General features: G+C 72.6%; 13 protein-coding genes. 12 read left to right on the top strand and 1 reads right to left on the bottom strand.

Going from position 1 to position 16,363, the window contains the following annotated elements; all coding sequences use genetic code 11:
• Positions 1–46 precede the first annotated feature (46 nt).
• The 10 genes from ACQEV1_RS38295 (at position 47) to ACQEV1_RS38250 (ending at position 13,830) form a co-directional block, all read left to right on the top strand.
• Positions 47–514 carry a hypothetical protein gene (locus tag ACQEV1_RS38295; RefSeq protein ID WP_433401089.1) on the top strand — a complete coding sequence of 156 codons (468 nt, stop codon included), beginning with the start codon at positions 47–49 and terminating at the stop codon, positions 512–514.
• A 138-nt stretch (positions 515–652) separates the two neighbouring features.
• Entirely contained in the window at positions 653–742 is a 90-nt protein-coding gene (gene kdpF, locus ACQEV1_RS38290) for a K(+)-transporting ATPase subunit F (RefSeq protein WP_285581680.1), read from the top strand.
• On the top strand, positions 743–2,404 hold the full coding sequence (gene kdpA / locus ACQEV1_RS38285) for a potassium-transporting ATPase subunit KdpA (RefSeq protein WP_433401085.1): 1,662 nt from the start codon (positions 743–745) through the stop codon (positions 2,402–2,404).
• Entirely contained in the window at positions 2,404–4,578 is a 2,175-nt protein-coding gene (kdpB, locus tag ACQEV1_RS38280; RefSeq protein ID WP_433401082.1) for a potassium-transporting ATPase subunit KdpB, read from the top strand. The genes kdpA and kdpB overlap by 1 nt, the downstream gene beginning before the upstream one ends.
• Before the next feature lie 2 nt (positions 4,579–4,580).
• Positions 4,581–5,501, top strand: a complete 921-nt coding sequence (locus ACQEV1_RS38275) for a potassium-transporting ATPase subunit C (protein ID WP_433401080.1) — start codon at positions 4,581–4,583, stop codon at positions 5,499–5,501.
• 61 nt (positions 5,502–5,562) lie between these two features.
• Entirely contained in the window at positions 5,563–8,151 is a 2,589-nt protein-coding gene (locus ACQEV1_RS38270) for an ATP-binding protein (RefSeq protein WP_433401077.1), read from the top strand.
• A complete protein-coding gene (locus ACQEV1_RS38265; RefSeq protein ID WP_285628673.1) occupies positions 8,148–8,813 on the top strand; it encodes a response regulator in 666 nt (221 codons plus the stop codon). Before ACQEV1_RS38270 ends, ACQEV1_RS38265 begins: the two co-directional genes overlap by 4 nt.
• Complete coding sequence (locus tag ACQEV1_RS38260; RefSeq protein ID WP_433401074.1) at positions 8,810–10,642, top strand: APC family permease; 1,833 nt, start codon at positions 8,810–8,812, stop codon at positions 10,640–10,642. Before ACQEV1_RS38265 ends, ACQEV1_RS38260 begins: the two co-directional genes overlap by 4 nt.
• Before the next feature lie 18 nt (positions 10,643–10,660).
• Positions 10,661–13,159 (top strand): ATP-binding protein, encoded by a 2,499-nt coding sequence (locus ACQEV1_RS38255; protein ID WP_433401071.1) that lies wholly within the window; start codon positions 10,661–10,663, stop codon positions 13,157–13,159.
• Complete coding sequence (locus ACQEV1_RS38250; protein WP_285581695.1) at positions 13,156–13,830, top strand: response regulator; 675 nt, start codon at positions 13,156–13,158, stop codon at positions 13,828–13,830. The genes ACQEV1_RS38255 and ACQEV1_RS38250 overlap by 4 nt, the downstream gene beginning before the upstream one ends.
• Here ACQEV1_RS38250 and ACQEV1_RS38245 read toward each other — a convergent pair.
• Positions 13,793–14,479: a hypothetical protein gene (locus ACQEV1_RS38245; protein ID WP_433401068.1), complete on the bottom strand. Its 687-nt coding sequence runs from the start codon at positions 14,477–14,479 to the stop codon at positions 13,793–13,795. The two genes, ACQEV1_RS38250 and ACQEV1_RS38245, sit on opposite strands and share 38 nt — an antisense overlap.
• A 22-nt stretch (positions 14,480–14,501) precedes the next feature.
• Between ACQEV1_RS38245 and ACQEV1_RS38240 the strand changes: the two genes are divergently transcribed.
• Entirely contained in the window at positions 14,502–15,650 is a 1,149-nt protein-coding gene (locus tag ACQEV1_RS38240) for a sensor histidine kinase (protein ID WP_433401065.1), read from the top strand.
• Positions 15,647–16,315 (top strand): response regulator, encoded by a 669-nt coding sequence (locus tag ACQEV1_RS38235; RefSeq protein ID WP_285628688.1) that lies wholly within the window; start codon positions 15,647–15,649, stop codon positions 16,313–16,315. The genes ACQEV1_RS38240 and ACQEV1_RS38235 overlap by 4 nt, the downstream gene beginning before the upstream one ends.
• Positions 16,316–16,363 lie beyond the last annotated feature (48 nt).

The raw sequence follows: 16,363 nt of genomic DNA, 5'->3' as shown, positions 1-16,363 counted from the left end.
GGGGGCCGATGGACGGCATGTCCATCGACACGTCTGGGAGGGTGCGATGACGCGCCTCGAAGCTTCCGCGTGGCCGCTCGCGGGTGGTAGTGCGAGCGTGTTCGCGATCGCCGTCGTGCTGGACCGGCTGCCGTGGCAGGCGGCGTTCGGCGTGGTGACCCTGGCCGTCGCGGCCTGGGCGTGGCCGAGCCCGCCGGTCGCGGGTGCCGGTGTCGGCGGGGTCGCCTGGCTGTGCGTCACCGGCTTCGACGTGCACCGCTTCGGCGTCATCGAGATCACCGGGCGGGACGACGCCGCGCGTGCCGCGGTCCTCGTGCTCGCCGGTGTTCTGGTGGCCGCGGTGCACACGCTCGCCGAGGCGCGCGGCCCCCGCCGGCGCGCGGATCCGGTCTGGGCGGCGTTCCACGCGACCACTCCTGGACCCACGCAGGTGGGCGTCCCGGCGCCCCGCCCCGGTGGCGGGGCAGGGCTCGAAGAGGCCGCCCCCCGTACATCCGACAGAGGAACCGAGTGATGGCTGACCTGGTCTATGTCCTGCTGACAGTGGCGATCTTCGCGCTGTTCGCCCTGGTCGTGAAGGCGGTGGAGCGGCTGTGAGCCGCGAGCGAACCCCGTGTGGCCGGCCGGCGAAGGACGACGCGGGGAGGGCGCGATGAACGCGGAGAACCTGATCGGGCTCATCCTCTCCGTCGTGCTGTTCGTCTTCATGATCGTCGCCCTACTGTTCCCGGAGCGCTTCTAGATGAGCACAACGACCGCGGGGATCTGCTTCGCCGGATCCCTCGTCCTGGCGCTGGCCGTCGTGTACCGGCCGCTGGGCGACTACATGTACCGGGTGTTCACCGGCACCAGGCACGCGCGCGCCGAAAAGGTGATCTACCGGCTGATCGGCGTGCGGCCGGACGCCGAGCAGACCTGGGGCGTGTACGCCCGCAGCGTGCTGGCCTTCTCGGTGGTCTCCGTCCTGTTCCTGTACGGCCTGCAGCGCCTGCAGAACCACCTGCTGCTGAGCCTCGGCTTCAAGCCGGTCATGACGCACCAGGCCTGGAACACCGCGATCAGCTTCACCACCAACACCAACTGGCAGTCCTACTCCGGCGAGTCGACCATGGGCCACCTGGTGCAGATGGCCGGGCTCGCGGTGCAGAACTTCGTCTCCGCCGCCGTCGGCATCGCCGTCGCGATCGCCCTCGTCCGCGGGTTCGCCCGCAGGCGGACCGAGCACCTCGGCAACTTCTGGGTGGACCTCGTACGGGCCAACCTGCGCATCCTGCTGCCGATCGCGGTCGTCGGCGCGATCGTGCTGATCGCGGGCGGCGCCGTGCAGAACTTCCACGACCCGCACACGATCCAGACCCTCACCGGCGCCAAGCAGACGATCACCGGTGGGCCGGTGGCGTCGCAGGAGGTCATCAAGGAACTCGGCACGAACGGCGGCGGCTTCTACAACGCCAACTCCGCCCATCCGTTCGAGAACCCGACGACCTGGACCAACTGGTTCGAGATCTTCCTGCTCCTGGTCATCAGCTTCAGCCTGCCCCGGACGTTCGGCCGGATGGTCGGCAGCGACAAGCAGGGCTACGCGATCGTCTCCGTGATGGCGACCCTCGCCGTCCTCAGCATGACGCTGATCATGTGGTTCCAGCTCGCCCACCACGGCACGGTGCCGACCGCGATCGGCTCGTCCATGGAGGGCGTCGAGACGAGGTTCGGCGTGGCGAACTCGGCGACGTTCGCCGACGCGACGACGCTGACCTCCACCGGAGCCGTCGACTCCTTCCACGACTCGTACACGAGCCTCGGCGGCATGATGACGATGTTCAACATGATGCTGGGCGAGGTCGCGCCCGGCGGTACGGGCTCGGGCCTGTACGGCATGCTCATCCTCGCCGTCATCACGGTGTTCGTCGCCGGCCTGATGGTCGGCCGCACGCCGGAGTACCTCGGCAAGAAGATCGGCAGCCGTGAGATCAAGTTCGCCGCCACGTACTTCCTCGTCACCCCGATCTGTGTGCTCGTCGGCACCGCCTTCGCGATGGCGCTACCGGGCCAGCGGGCCGGGATGCTGAACAGCGGCCCGCACGGCCTGTCCGAGGTGCTGTACGCCTTCACCTCCGCCTCGAACAACAACGGCTCGGCGTTCGCCGGCATCACCGTCAACACGCCCTGGTACGACACCGCGCTCGGCCTGGCGATGGTCTTCGGGCGGTTCCTGCCAATGATCTTCGTCCTGGCGCTGGCCGGATCGCTGGCGAAGCAGGGCCTGACTCCCGCGTCGGAGGGCACGCTGCCCACGCACCGGCCGCAGTTCGTGGTCATGGTCGCGGGCGTCACGGTCGTCCTCGTCGCTCTCACCTTCCTCCCGGCGCTCGCGCTCGGGCCGTTGGCCGAAGGAATCCACTGATGTCCACCCAAGTCATGGAACCGCAGACCTCAGCGCCCGAGCCCCCGAAGGCACAGCCGAGCCGGGTGCAGGGCGGGCTGCTGGACCCCAAGCAGCTCATCCGGTCGCTGCCGAACGCGGTGCGCAAGCTCGACCCGCGCACCATGTGGCGCAACCCCGTCATGTTCATCGTCGAGATCGGCGCGGTCTGGAGCACCGTCCTGGCGATCGCCGAACCCACCTGGTTCGGCTGGCTGATCGTCGTCTGGCTCTGGCTGACGGTGATCTTCGCGAACCTCGCCGAGGCCGTCGCGGAGGGGCGGGGAAAAGCCCAGGCCGACACGCTGCGCCGGGCCAAGACCGACACGATGGCGCGCCGTCTGACCGGCTGGGCCCCGGGCCGTACGGCCGCGGAGGAGCCGGTGCCCGCGCCCGACCTTCGGCAGGGCGACCACGTGGTGGTCGAGGCGGGCCAGATCATCCCCGGTGACGGCGACGTCGTCGAGGGCATCGCCAGCGTCGACGAGTCGGCCATCACCGGTGAGTCGGCGCCGGTCATCCGCGAGTCGGGCGGCGACCGCAGCGCGGTCACCGGCGGTACGAAGGTGCTGTCCGACCGGATCGTCGTGAAGATCACCCAGAAACCGGGGGAGAGCTTCATCGACAAGATGATCGCGCTGGTCGAGGGCGCGAACCGGCAGAAGACGCCGAACGAGATCGCCCTCAACATCCTGCTCGCCTCGCTGACGATCATCTTCGTGATGGCGGTGGCCACGCTGCAGCCGCTGGCGATCTTCAGCAAGGCGAACCAGCCGGGCGTGCCGGACTTCCTGGCCCTGAACGCCCACGGCGTGACCGGCATCGTCATGGTCTCGCTGCTGGTCTGCCTGATCCCGACGACCATCGGCGCGCTGCTGAGCGCGATCGGCATCGCCGGCATGGACCGGCTGGTCCAGCGGAACGTCCTCGCGATGAGCGGCCGGGCGGTCGAGGCGGCCGGCGACGTGAACACCCTGCTGCTGGACAAGACCGGCACCATCACGCTCGGCAACCGGCAGGCCGCGGAGTTCACCCCGGTCGACGGCGTGACCGAGGCGCGGATCGCCGACGCGGCCCAGCTGTCCAGCCTCGCGGACGAGACGCCCGAGGGCCGCTCGATCGTGGTGTTCGCCAAGACCGAGTACGGCCTGCGGGAGCGCACGCCGGGCGAGCTCGGTCACGCGAGCTGGATCGAGTTCACCGCCCAGACCCGGATGTCCGGCGTCGACCTGGCGACCGACGACGGCGGCCGCCGGTGCCTGCGCAAGGGCGCCGCCACCGCGGTGATGAAGTGGGTCCGCGACAACGGCGGGCACCCCACCGACGAGGTCGGCCACATCGTCGACGGCATCTCGGCCAGTGGCGGAACACCGCTGGTGGTCGGCGAGGTCGTCACGGAGAACGAGGGGACGACCGCGCACGTGCTCGGCGTCATCCACCTCAAGGACGTCGTCAAGGCCGGCATGCGCGAGCGCTTCGACGAGATGCGCAGCATGGGCATCCGCACCGTGATGATCACGGGCGACAACCCGCTGACCGCCAAGGCGATCGCGGACGAGGCCGGCGTCGACGACTTCCTCGCCGAGGCCAAGCCCGAGGACAAGATGGCGCTGATCAAGCGCGAGCAGGAGGGCGGAAAGCTCGTCGCCATGACCGGCGACGGCACCAACGACGCCCCCGCCCTCGCGCAGGCCGACGTCGGCGTCGCGATGAACACCGGCACGTCGGCCGCCAAGGAGGCCGGCAACATGGTCGACCTCGACTCCAACCCGACGAAGCTCATCGAGATCGTGGAGATCGGCAAGCAGCTGCTGATCACCCGGGGCGCGCTGACGACGTTCTCGATCGCCAACGACATCGCCAAGTACTTCGCGATCATCCCGGCGATGTTCGCGGCGGTCTACCCGGGCCTGGACAAGCTCAACATCATGCGGCTCTCCAGCCCGCAGTCGGCGATCCTGTCCGCGGTCATCTTCAACGCGATCATCATCGTCGCGCTGATCCCGCTCGCGCTCCGCGGCGTGAAGTACCGGCCGTCGAGCGCCTCCAAGCTGCTGTCCCGCAACCTCTACGTCTACGGCCTGGGCGGCATCGTCGCGCCGTTCATCGGCATCAAGCTCATCGACCTGCTCATCCAGTTCCTGCCGGGAATGTGACCATGCGACTCTCAAGCCAGACAAGACGGCACCTGGCGGCCCTCCGGGCCCTCCTCGTCCTCACGGTGATCCTCGGGATCGCCTACCCGGTCGCCATCTGGGCCGTGGCCTTCATCCCGGGCCTGCACCACCGGGCGCAGGGCTCGATGGTCAGGACCGCCGACGGCAGGATCGTCGGCAGCCGGATCATCGGCCAGTCGTTCACGGACAAGGACGGCGACCCGCTGAAGCAGTACGTCCAGAGCCGTCCCTCGAACGCGGGCGACGGCTACGACCCGACGTCGACCAGCGCGAGCAACCTGGGCCAGGAGAGCATCGTCGACACCCTCCCGGATCCGGCGCTCGTCAAGGCCGGCAAGGAGGACGCGAACGCCAAGACCAGCCTGCTCACCCAGGTCTGCACCCGCAGCAAGAAGGTGGGCGAGCTGGAGGGCGTCAGCGGCGCCCGGCCGTTCTGCACCCCCGGCGGCATCGGCGCGGTCCTCGCCGTCATGGGCCCGCGCGACGGTCAGGGGCACGTGACGCACCCGACCCGGGTCGTCAGCCTCAATGAGGAGTGCGGCGTGGTCGCCAGGCCGTTCGTCGCCACGTACGACGGGGTGCCCGTCGAGTGCGCGAAGTACGGTGAGGACTACGCGAAGGGTGAGGTCGTGCCGGTCCGCGGCGGCGCGCCGGCCCACCCGGTCGTGCCGGCCGACGCGGTGACCGCGAGCGGCAGCGGCCTCGACCCGCACATCTCACCGGCGTACGCGCGGCTCCAGGCCCCGCGGATCGCCCGGACGCGCGGCGTCTCCGAGCAGCGGGTGCTGGCCGCCATCAAGGACAACGAGGACGGCCGGGTGCTCGGCTTCGCCGGCGAGCCGCGCGTCAACGTCCTCACGCTCAACATCGAGCTCGACGAGAAGTACCCGTACCGCGGATGAGACCGGGACGCGGCGCGCCTTTCACCGGAGCGCGCCGCGTCCCACCGGAGGAGTGATGGTCATGGCACGCGGGCGGCTGCGCGTGTACCTGGGGGCCGCCCCCGGCGTGGGCAAGACCTACGCCATGCTCGGCGAGGGCCGGCGGCGGCACGAGCGCGGCACCGACGTGGTCATCGGATTCGTGGAGTGCCACGGCCGTCCCCGGACGATCGAGCTCCTGGAGGGGCTGGAGACGGTGCCCCGCAAGACCATGGAGTACCGCGGCACGAGCTTCACCGAGCTCGACGTCGACGCCGTCATCGCCCGCGCGCCGCAGGTGGCGCTGATCGACGAGCTGGCGCACACCAACATCCCCGGCTCGCGCAACACCAAGCGCTGGCAGGACATCGAGCAGATCCTGGAGGCCGGCATCACCGTGATCACCACGGTGAACATCCAGCACCTCGACTCGCTGAACGACGTCGTCGAGCAGATCACCGGCGTGGCGCAGCGCGAGACCGTGCCCGACGAGGTCGTGCGCCGGGCCGACCAGGTCGAGCTCGTCGACATGACGCCGGAGGCGCTGCGCCGCCGGATGGCGCACGGCAACGTCTACCAGGCCGAGAAGATCGACGCCGCGCTGTCGAACTACTTCCGTGTCGGCAACCTCACCGCGCTGCGCGAGCTGGCCCTGCTCTGGCTGGCCGACAAGGTCGACGACCAGCTCGACCGCTACCGCGCCGACCACCGCATCAGCCAGACCTGGGAGGCCCGCGAGCGCGTCGTCGTCGCGCTGACCGGCGGGCCGGAGGGCGACACGCTCATCCGCCGCGCGGCGCGGATCGCCGACCGCGCCAAGGGCTCGGACCTGTTCGCCGTGCACGTGACCGCCGCGGACGGGCTCACCGGTGCCCGCCCGGCCGAACTCGCCCGCCAGCGTGCCCTGGTGGAGAGCCTGGGCGGCACGTACCACCAGGTCGTCGGCGACGACATCCCGCAGGCGCTGCTCGACTTCGCGCGCGGCGTGAACGCGACCCAGCTCGTGCTCGGCGCCTCCCGGCGGGGCCGGTTCGCGCAGATCTTCTCGCGCGGCGTCGGGATGACCACGACCGCGATGTCCGGCGCGATCGACGTGCACATGGTCACGCACGAGGAGGCCAGCCGTGGGCGCCGGTCCGCGCGCGCCGGCGGCCTGACGTGGACCCGGCGGGGCGTCGGGTTCGGGCTGGCCGTGGCCGGGCTGCCGCTGCTCACCCTGCTGCTGGCGAACCTGCGCGGACAGCTCTCCCTCGCCAGCGACATCCTGCTGTTCCTCGTGGCGGTGGTCGCGGTCGCCCTGGCCGGCGGCCTGTACGCGGCGCTGTTCGCCGCCGTCGCCGGCTCCCTGCTGCTCAACTACTTCTTCACCCCGCCGATCCATGAGTTCACCATCAGCGAGTGGGAGAACGCGCTCGCGCTCGCCGCGTTCGTCGTAGTGGGGGCCGCGGTGAGCGTGGTGGTGGACTCCGCCGCCCGGCGCACCCGCGAGGCCGCCCGCGCCAGCGCGGACGCCGAGATGGTCTCCAACCTCGCGGGTAGCGTGCTGCGCGGCGAGAGTACCCCTGGTGACCTGCTCGAACGTCTACGCGTGGCGTTCGGGCTGGACTCGGCGACGCTGCTCGAACGCCGTCCCGACGCCCCGCTGACGCCGGGCCGCCAGGGCGATCCGGGCTGCTGGCGGATCGCGGCGACCGTCGGCGGCGAACCCTGCTGCAGCCCCGACGAGGGCGCCGCGGAGATCGCCGTGGACGACGACCTCACGCTCGTGCTGCGCGGCCGTACGCCGTCGGCCGCCGACCAGCGCGTGCTGGAGGCGTTCGCGGCGCAGGCCGGGCTCGCGCTGCGCCAGCACCGGCTCGCCGAGGAGGCCGAGCAGGCGCGCCCGCTCGCCGCCGCCGACCGGATGCGCACCGCCCTGCTGGCCGCCGTCAGCCACGACCTGCGCTCGCCGCTGTCGTCGGCCAAGGCCGCGGTGGAGAGCCTGCGCACCGGCGACGTGGCCTGGACCGCGGGGGAACGCGACGAACTGCTCGCCACCGCGGACGAGTCACTGGAACGCCTCGCCCGGCTCGTGGCCAACCTGCTCGACATGAGCCGCCTGCAGGCCGGCCTGCTCGACGTCACGGCCCAGCCGCTCGCCGCCGAGGAGGTCGTGCCGCGCGTCGTCGCCGACCTGGGCCCGGCCGGCGACGGCGTACGGGTGCGGATCCCCGCCGGGCTGCCCGACGTTCTCGCCGACCCCGCGCTGCTCGAACGGGTCCTGACGAACCTGGTCTCCAACGCGATCCGGTACGGATCGGCGGAAGAACCCGTCCTCGTCACGGCCAGCGCGCTCGCCGACCGCGTCGAGCTGCGGGTGATCGACCGCGGGCCGGGCATTCCCGAGGCCGACCGCGACCGGGTCTTCCTGCCCTTCCAGCGCCTCGGCGACCACGACAACGCCACCGGCGTCGGACTGGGCCTGGCCCTGTCGCGCGGCCTGGTGGAGGCCATGGGCGGCACGCTCGATCCCGACGACACGCCGGGCGGCGGCCTGACCATGATCGTCACCCTGCCCGTGTACACGCCGGACCTCGCCGACCCGGTCCTGACGTCCCACCTGGACGCCGTACGAGAGAGGCGAGGACGGTGACCCGGGTCCTGGTGGTCGACGACGAGCCCCTCACCGCGCGGACACTGGGCCTCAACCTGCGGGCCCGCCGGTACGAGGTCAGCGTCGCGCGCGACGGCAACGAGGCCCTCCGGCGGGCCGTGGACTGGCATCCGGACGTCGTCGTCCTGGACCTCGGCCTGCCCGACATCGACGGCGTCGAGGTGATCCACGGGCTGCGCGGCTGGAGCCAGGTGCCGATCATCGTGCTGTCCGGCCGTACCCGCGCCGAGGACAAGATCGCCGCGCTGGACGCCGGCGCCGACGACTACGTGACCAAGCCCTACGGCCTCGGCGAGCTGCTCGCCCGCATCCGCGCCGCCGGCCGCCGCGCCCCCGGGCCCGGCCCGGCGCCGGTGGTCAAGATCGGCGATCACGTCGTGGACCTGGAGGACAAACGGGTGACCCCGCCGGTGCACCTCACGCCGACCCAGTGGCGGATGCTGGAGATCCTGCTGGCCAACCCCGGCCGGCTCGTGAGCCAGCGGCGCCTGCTCACCGAGGTCTGGGGGCCCTCGTACGCGCGGCAGTCGCACTACCTGCGCCAGTACATGGCCCAGCTCCGCCGCAAGCTGGAGGCCGACCCCGGTCATCCACGCCACCTGCTGACCGAGCCCGGCATGGGCTACCGGTTCCAGCCATGACGCGGGTCCTGCCCGCGCGGTTCGCGAAGGCGGGCGAGGAGACCGGGGAACGGCACCGCCTGTCGGTCCCGGGCGGCCTCGCCGCGCTCTCCCTCGACGCCATGGCCTCCGTCGCGTACGGTCCGGAGGCCGTCGTCATCGTGCTGGCCGCCGGTGGGGGAGCGGCCCTCGGCTACACGGTCCCGGTCACACTCGCCATCGCGGCGCTGCTCGGCGTGCTCACGCTGTCGTACCGGCAGGTGATCGCCGCCTTCCCGCAGGGCGGCGGCGCGTACGGGGTGGCCAAGGCCTACCTCGGCCGGCGTGCCTCCCTGGTCGCCGCCGCGTCGCTGGTCGTCGACTACGTGCTCAACGTCGCGGTGTCGATCGCGGCGGGCGTGGCCGCGCTCACCTCGGCGGTGCCGGGCCTGCTGCCGTACACGGTCTGGCTGTGCCTCGCGGTGCTCGGCCTGGTCACCGCGGTGAACCTGCGCGGCATCGCGCACAGCGCCCGGATGTTCATCGTGCCGACCGCGATCTTCGTGCTGTCCGTCCTCGCCGTCATCGCCGTCGGCCTGCCGCGCGACCGGCCCGTCGTCATCGCCCATCCGGTCGCGCAGGCGCAGGATCTGCGGGCGGTCGGCGTGCTCCTGCTGCTGCGGGCCTTCGCGAACGGGTGCGCGGCGCTGACCGGCGTCGAGGCGATCGCCAACGCGGTGCCCTCCTTCCGGCGGCCCCGCGTACGGCGGGCGCAGCGGGCGGAGGTCGCGCTCGGCGCGCTGCTCGGCGTCATGCTGATCGGCATCTCGGTGCTGATCGTCCGCTTCCACATCCGGCCGGTGCGGGGTGTCACGGTGCTCTCGCAGGTCACCGAGGGCTCGCTCGGGCACGGGATCGGCTACTACGTCGTTCAGTTCGCCACTGTCGTGCTGCTGGCGCTGGCCGCCAACACCTCCTTCGGCGGCATGCCGGTCCTGACGCACCTGCTCGCCAAGGACCACAACCTGCCGCACCTGTTCGCGCTGCGGGGCGAACGCCAGGTGCACCGCTACGGCATCTTCTTCCTGACCGCCACCGCCGCCCTTCTGCTCGTCGGCACGCGTGGCGCCATGAACACCCTCGTGCCGTTGTTCGCCATCGGGGTGTTCGTCGGCTTCACCCTCTCCCAGGCGGGCATGGTGCGGCACTGGTGGACCGGGCGGCCGCCCGGCTGGCGCCCGCGTGCGGCCCTCAACGGTCTCGGCGCGCTGATGACCGGCGTCGCCGCGATCGTCATCTCCGTGACCAAGTTCCCCGAGGGCGGCTGGTTGATCGTGGTGGCCATGCCGCTCCTGGTGTGCCTGATGTCGGTGGTGAACCGGGCGTACGGGCGGATCGGGCGGCGGCTGGAGCTGGACCGGGTCCCCGCACACCCACGGCCCCGCAGGTCCCTGGCGATCGTCCCGGTCGGCGACGTGAACCGGCTGACCCAGGAGGCGATCTCGACCGCGCTGTCCCTCGGTGACCGGGTCGTCGCGCTGCGGGTGGTCCACCCGGACGATCCGGAGGAGACCACGGGCTTCATCCGTGCCTGGGAGCGCTGGGCCCCGGACGTCAGCCTCGCCCTGGTGAACGACCGGCACCGCCGGCTCGTGGACCCGATCGTGGAGTACGTGCGAGGCGTCGGCGAGCCGCACGTCTTCGTGCTGATCCCGGAGGTCGAGCCCGCTCACGTCTGGCAGCGGATCCTGCAGAACCAGCGCGGGGCCCTGCTCGCCCACGCCCTCCGCCGCGACACCGACGCCGTGGTCTGCCGCCTGCGCTTCCGCCTCGATGAGCGCCCGGTCCGCGCGCCGGGACACAATGCGTAGTGGGGGGGTGATGCGAGGATGCCGCGAGGCAGGCTGAAGATCTACTTCGGTTCGGCGCCGGGCGTCGGCAAGACGTACGCGATGCTCGGCGAGGCGGCACGGCGCCGTGAGCGCGGCACCGACCTGGTCGTCGGCTTCGCCGACCCCCACGGCCGCCCCCGCACCGCCGCGCTGCTGGACGGTCTGGAGACCGTGCCGCCACGGCACGGCGAGATGGACGTCGACGCGGTGATCGCGCGGGCTCCGCAGGTCGCCTTCGTCGACGAGATCGCGCACACCAACGCGCCCGGCGCCCGCAACGACAAGCGCTGGCAGGACGTCGAGGAGATCCTCGCCGCCGGCATCGATGTCGTCTCGACCGTCAACGTCGAGCACCTGGAGTCGCTGGCCGACGTGGTCGAGCGGATCACGGGCGTGCGCCGGCGCGAGACGGTGCCCGACGAGGTCGTCCGCCGGGCCGACCAGATCGAGCTGGTCGACATGTCGCCGGAGTCGCTGCGCCGCCGTCTCGCGCACGGCGACGTCTACCCGTCCGAGCGGGTCGACGCGGCGCTGGCGGACTACTTCCGCGTCGGCAACCTGACCGCGCTGCGCGAGCTGGCCCTGCTGTGGGTCGCCGACCGCGTCGACGACGCCCTCGCGCGCTACCGCGACGAGAAGGGCATCACCCGCACCTGGGAGGCGCGTGAGCGGATCGTCGTCGCGCTGACCGGCGGTCCGGAGGGCGACACGTTGATCCGGCGCGCCGCGCGGATCGCCGCCCGCGCCGGCCGCGGTGACCTGGTCGCGGTGCACGTCGCCCGGCTGACCGGCCGGCCGGCCCGGCTCGCCGACGGCTCGCCCGAGGCCCTGGCGCGCCAGCGCGCCCTGGTCGAGGGCATGGGCGGTTCGTACCACCAGGTGACCGGGGACGACGTGCCCGGGGCGCTGATCGAGTTCGCGCAGGCGGTGAACGCCACCCAGATCGTGCTCGGATCCAGCCGCCGCGGCCGATGGCACCAGTACCTCTCCGGTCCCGGCGTGGGCGCGACCGTCGCCGGCCGGTCCGGCGACGTCGACGTGCACATCGTCACGCACGACTACGCCGGCAAGGGCCGTGGCCTGGCGACGGTCGCCCGCACCTCGCTGGGGCACCGGCGGCTGACCGCCGGCTGGCTGCTCGCCGTGTGCGGCCCGCCGGCCCTCACCGGGGTCCTGTCGATCCCGGGGGCGCGGCTGGGCCTGCCCACCGAACTGCTGTTCTTCCTCGCCCTGACCGTCGGGGTGGCCCTGGTCGGCGGGCTGTGGCCGGCCGTCGTGGCGGCCGTGGCGGGCTTCCTGCTCCTCAACTGGTACTTCACCCCGCCGCTGCACACCCTGACGGTCGCCGAGCTGGAGAACGGCTTCGCGCTGTTCGTCTTCGTGGCGGTGGCCGTCGCGGTGGCCACCGTGGTCGACCTCGCCGCGCGCCGCAGCTCGCAGGCCGCGCGGGCGCGCTCGGAGGCGACCACGCTCAGCCTGCTCGCGACGAGCGTCCTGCGGGGCGAGGACGCCCTGCCCGAGCTGCTCGAACGCGTACGGGAGACGTTCGGGCTGGCCTCGGTGTCCCTCCTGGAGCGGACCGGCGACACCTGGGAGCGGATCGCCTCCGCCGGCGCCGACCCGTGCGGACGGCCGGACGACGCCGACGTCCGCGTGCAGGTCAGCGACACGCTGACGCTGGCGCTGCGCGGCCGGGTGCTGCCCGCCGCGGACCGCCGCGTCCTGGCCGCCTTCGCCTACCAGGCCGCCGCGGCGCTGGACCGGCAGCGGCTCGCCGAGCAGGCGCGCCAGGCCCGTAGCCTCGCCGAGGGCAACAAGATCCGTACGGCCCTGCTCGCCGCGGTCTCCCACGACCTGCGCACGCCGCTCGCCTCGATCAAGGCCAGTGTCGGCAGCCTGCGCTCGGATGAGGTCCAGTGGGACCCCGCCGACGAGGCCGAGCTGCTCGCCACGATCGAGGAGTCGGCCGACCGGCTCGACCGGCTGGTCGCCAACCTGCTCGACATGAGCCGCCTGCAGACCGGCGCGGTGAACCCGCTCACCCGCCCGATGTCGATCGACGAGGTCCTCGCGCCCTCACTGGCCAACGTGCCGGGCGACCAGGTGAAGATCGAGGTCCCCGAGGACCTCTCGCCGGTCCTGACCGACCCGGGCCTGCTGGAGCGGGCCCTGGCCAACGTCGTGGAGAACGCCGTACGGCACGGCGGCGACGAACCCGTGCGGATCTCGGCGAGTGAACACGGCGGCGTGGTGGAGCTGCGGGTCACCGACCGCGGGCCGGGCGTGCCCGACTCGGCCAAGATCCAGATGTTCGAGCCGTTCCAGCGGCTCGGCGACCGCCCGCGCGGCGACGGCGTCGGCCTGGGCCTCGCCGTGGCGCGTGGCTTCGCCGAGGCGATCGGCGGCGACCTGCACGCCGAGGACACCCCCGGCGGCGGGCTGACCATGATCTTCACCCTCCCGGTGGAGGCGCGTGACTCCGAGGAGGGCCCGTGACGAGGGTGCTGGTGGTCGACGACGAGCCGCAGATCGTGCGTGCGCTGCGCATCAACCTGCGCGCCCGCGGCTACGAGGTGGACGCCGCGCCGGACGGCCGCACCGCCCTGGACCTGGCCGCGCGCCGGCACCCCGACGTGATCGTGCTGGACCTCGGCCTGCCCGACATGGAGGGGGCCGAGGTGATCAAAGGCCTGCGCGGCTGGACCAGCGTGCCGATCATCGTGCTGACCGCGCGGCACGCCTCGGAGGAGAAGGTCGAGATCCTCGACGTCGGCGCGGACGACTACGTGACCAAGCCGTTCGGGATGGACGAGCTGCTGGCCCGGCTGCGCGCCGCCGTACGCCGATCGCAGCCGCCCGAGGAGGACGCCGTGGTCGTCACCGACGACTTCACCGTCGACCTGGCGGCCAAGAAGGCCACCCGCGACGGCTCGGACGTACGCCTGACGCCGACCGAGTGGCACGTCCTGGAGGTGCTGGTCCGCAACGCGGGCCGTCTGGTGAGCCAGCAGCAGCTTCTCCGCGAGGTGTGGGGTCCGTCGTACGCGAACGAGACCGGGTACCTGCGGGTGTACCTCGCCCAGCTGCGCCGCAAGCTGGAGGCCGACCCGTCCCGCCCCCGGCACCTGATCACCGAGCCGGGGATGGGCTACCGCTTCGAGCGCTGACCGGCGCGGCCAGCACGGCGCGCGCCCGTGCGTACAGGAGCCCCGACCGGGTGAGCGTCATCGCCATGGCCATGAAGATCAGCGCATCGGTGAGCGCGCCCTCCGACACCCGGTGGGCGGCCATCCACTCGCCCAGCCGGGCGCTCCAGAGGTGCGCGCTGCCGTAGGAGAAGAACATCCGCGCGGCGACCACGCCGATCCAGGCCAGCGCGTACGGCACACCCGCACGGGTCATCGCGCGGCGCCGCTCCTCGACGACCTCGGCGTACACCGGCATGAGAGCGCTGACCACCAGGCCGAACAGCAGGCCCGCGGCCGCCCCGCCGATCTCCAGCATCAGGCCGTAGCCGCCGCTCGCGGCATTTCCGAGGAAGAACGGCACCACCGCGGCAGCGGTGATCACCGGACGCAGCACCCGGAACCGGCGGACCCTCCGGCGTCCGAGGTCCGACTCCAGCACCACCGCGAGTACGGCGAGATTGACGATCCAGACACTGGCATCCATGGCCGTGGCCTTCCTGCAGACGCGTTCCGACGGCGAAGAACCTAGGAACGCGGCCGCCCGCCCGTCGTCGACCCCGAGGCCGAGCAGGGTGGAGACGCGGGTTCTCCACCCGATCTCCACCCGGCGTCGGCGGGTGGACGCCACGCGGTCCTCTTAGGATTGCCGCGTGTCTCCGCATGTGATGCCGACGCCACGCCGTGTGCTCGAGAGCGCGCAGCCGCTGGTCCTGACGGCCGCGCTGGTGTGGGCGCTGCTGGACGCGACCCTCAGCCGGCACGGCCGGCCGCCGGCGGCCGATGTCTGTGTGGCGCTGCTGGTGCTCGGCTGGTGCGTCTGGGTGTGGTCGTCCCGGCGGCCCGCCGGGCAGCTCGGCGCGCTGGTGCTCTTCGCCGTCTCCGGTGGGGTGCTCGCCATGGTCGCCACCAGCGGTCCGGGCACCGCGGCGGGTGCGACGGCGCTCGCGATCGCGGCCACCGGACGGCGGCCGGAGACCTCGCTCGCGGTGCTGGGGGTCGCGATCCTGGGCACCGTGATCGCCGCCGTCGTCGCCGGTACGCCCCCGGCGACCTGGCTGGGCTGCGCCGGGACGTTCCTGGGCTGCTGGGTCATCGGCGGCGTACGGCGTTCGTACGGGCTGCGGGCCGAAGAGGCCGAGCACGCCCTCGCCCAGGAGCGCCGTGCCGTCGCCGCCGAGAAGCACGCCGCGGCGCTGGAGGAGCGCACCCGCATCGCCCGGGAGATCCACGACATCCTGGCGCACTCGCTGTCCGCCCTCTCGGTGAACCTCAGTGCCGCCGAGGGGTTCCTGGCCGACGAACGGCTCCCCGCCGGACAGCGCGAACTGGTCAAGGCCCAGGAGTGCGTACGCCGTGCCGGTCGCCTCGCCCGGGAGGGAATGGCCGAGACCCGCCAGGCCGTACTGGCGCTGCGCGAGGACCTCCGTCCGCTGACCGAGGCGCTGGCCGAACTCGCCGAGACCCACGGCGCCGCCGTGGAGGTCACCGGCTCACCGGTGGAGCCGTCCCCGGCCGCCGGCCTGGTGGCGTTCCGTACCGCGCAGGAGGCGCTGACCAACGCGCGCAAGCACGCTCCGGGCGCCGCGGTGCGCATCCGGCTGGACCACCGCGCCGACGTCATCGAGCTGACCGTGCGCAACGCCCCGCCCGAGGCCGGCGTGGCCCGGCCGCTCGCCGACTCCGGCACCGGCCACGGCCTGACCGGGCTGGCCGAACGCGCAGCCGTGGCCGGCGGCGTCTTGGAGGCGGGTGTGGAGGATGACGGTGGCTGGCGCGTCTGCCTGAGGATCTCCCCGTGAGCGGCGTGGACGCGCCGGTCCGCGTCGTCCTGGCCGACGACCAGGCGGCCGTGCGTGAAGGGCTGGAGCTCCTGCTGGAGACGCTGCCCGGCATCGCCGTGGCGGCGGCAGCGGCGGACGGCGACGCCGCGGTGGAGGCGGTGGCCCGTACCGAGCCCGACGTCGCCCTCCTCGACCTGCACATGCCCGGCTGCGACGGCATCGAGGCCACTCGCCGCATCCGGGAGCGGCACCCGGCGACCCAGGTCGTGGTGCTGACCACCTACGCCGACGACGACAGCATCCTGGGCGCGCTGCGGGCCGGCGCGCTGGGCTACCTCACCAAGGACGCCGGCCGGGAGGAGATCCGCCACGCCCTGCACGCCGCCGCGCACGGCCAGGCGGTGCTGGATCCCGCGGTGCAGCGGCGGCTCGTCGCGGCCGCCTCCCGTGCGTCGCGGCCCGCGGACTCCGGCGAGCTCACCGCCCGCGAGATCGAGGTGCTGCGGCTGCTGGCCACGGGCGGCTCCAACCGCGCCATCGCCCGGAGGTTGTTCATCAGCGAGGCGACGGTGAAGACGCACATCAACCACATCTTCGCCAAGACCCGCTCGCCCGACCGCGCCGCCGCCGTCCGCTACGCGTACGACCACGGCTTCGTCCGGCCCGGCGAGACCGCCGGCTGAGCCACCAAGCCGGGCGTTAAAAAGGCGTGCGTTAGGAACGCGTTAAGA

The sequence above is a fragment of the Actinoallomurus sp. CA-142502 genome (assembly GCF_050936355.1).
GTDB classification, from domain to species: domain Bacteria; phylum Actinomycetota; class Actinomycetes; order Streptosporangiales; family Streptosporangiaceae; genus Actinoallomurus; species Actinoallomurus iriomotensis.
The sequence above is the reverse complement of the archived record's forward strand: the minus strand, read 5'-3'. Positions and strand labels throughout refer to the sequence as shown.

Coding starts and splice junctions, on each gene's coding strand:
- ACQEV1_RS38295 (WP_433401089.1), top strand. CDS start 47: ATGACGCGCCTCGAAGCTTCCGCGTGGCCGCTCGCGGGTGGTAGTGCG.
- kdpF (WP_285581680.1), top strand. CDS start 653: ATGAACGCGGAGAACCTGATCGGGCTCATCCTCTCCGTCGTGCTGTTC.
- kdpA (WP_433401085.1), top strand. CDS start 743: ATGAGCACAACGACCGCGGGGATCTGCTTCGCCGGATCCCTCGTCCTG.
- kdpB (WP_433401082.1), top strand. CDS start 2,404: ATGTCCACCCAAGTCATGGAACCGCAGACCTCAGCGCCCGAGCCCCCG.
- ACQEV1_RS38275 (WP_433401080.1), top strand. CDS start 4,581: ATGCGACTCTCAAGCCAGACAAGACGGCACCTGGCGGCCCTCCGGGCC.
- ACQEV1_RS38270 (WP_433401077.1), top strand. CDS start 5,563: ATGGCACGCGGGCGGCTGCGCGTGTACCTGGGGGCCGCCCCCGGCGTG.
- ACQEV1_RS38260 (WP_433401074.1), top strand. CDS start 8,810: ATGACGCGGGTCCTGCCCGCGCGGTTCGCGAAGGCGGGCGAGGAGACC.
- ACQEV1_RS38255 (WP_433401071.1), top strand. CDS start 10,661: ATGCCGCGAGGCAGGCTGAAGATCTACTTCGGTTCGGCGCCGGGCGTC.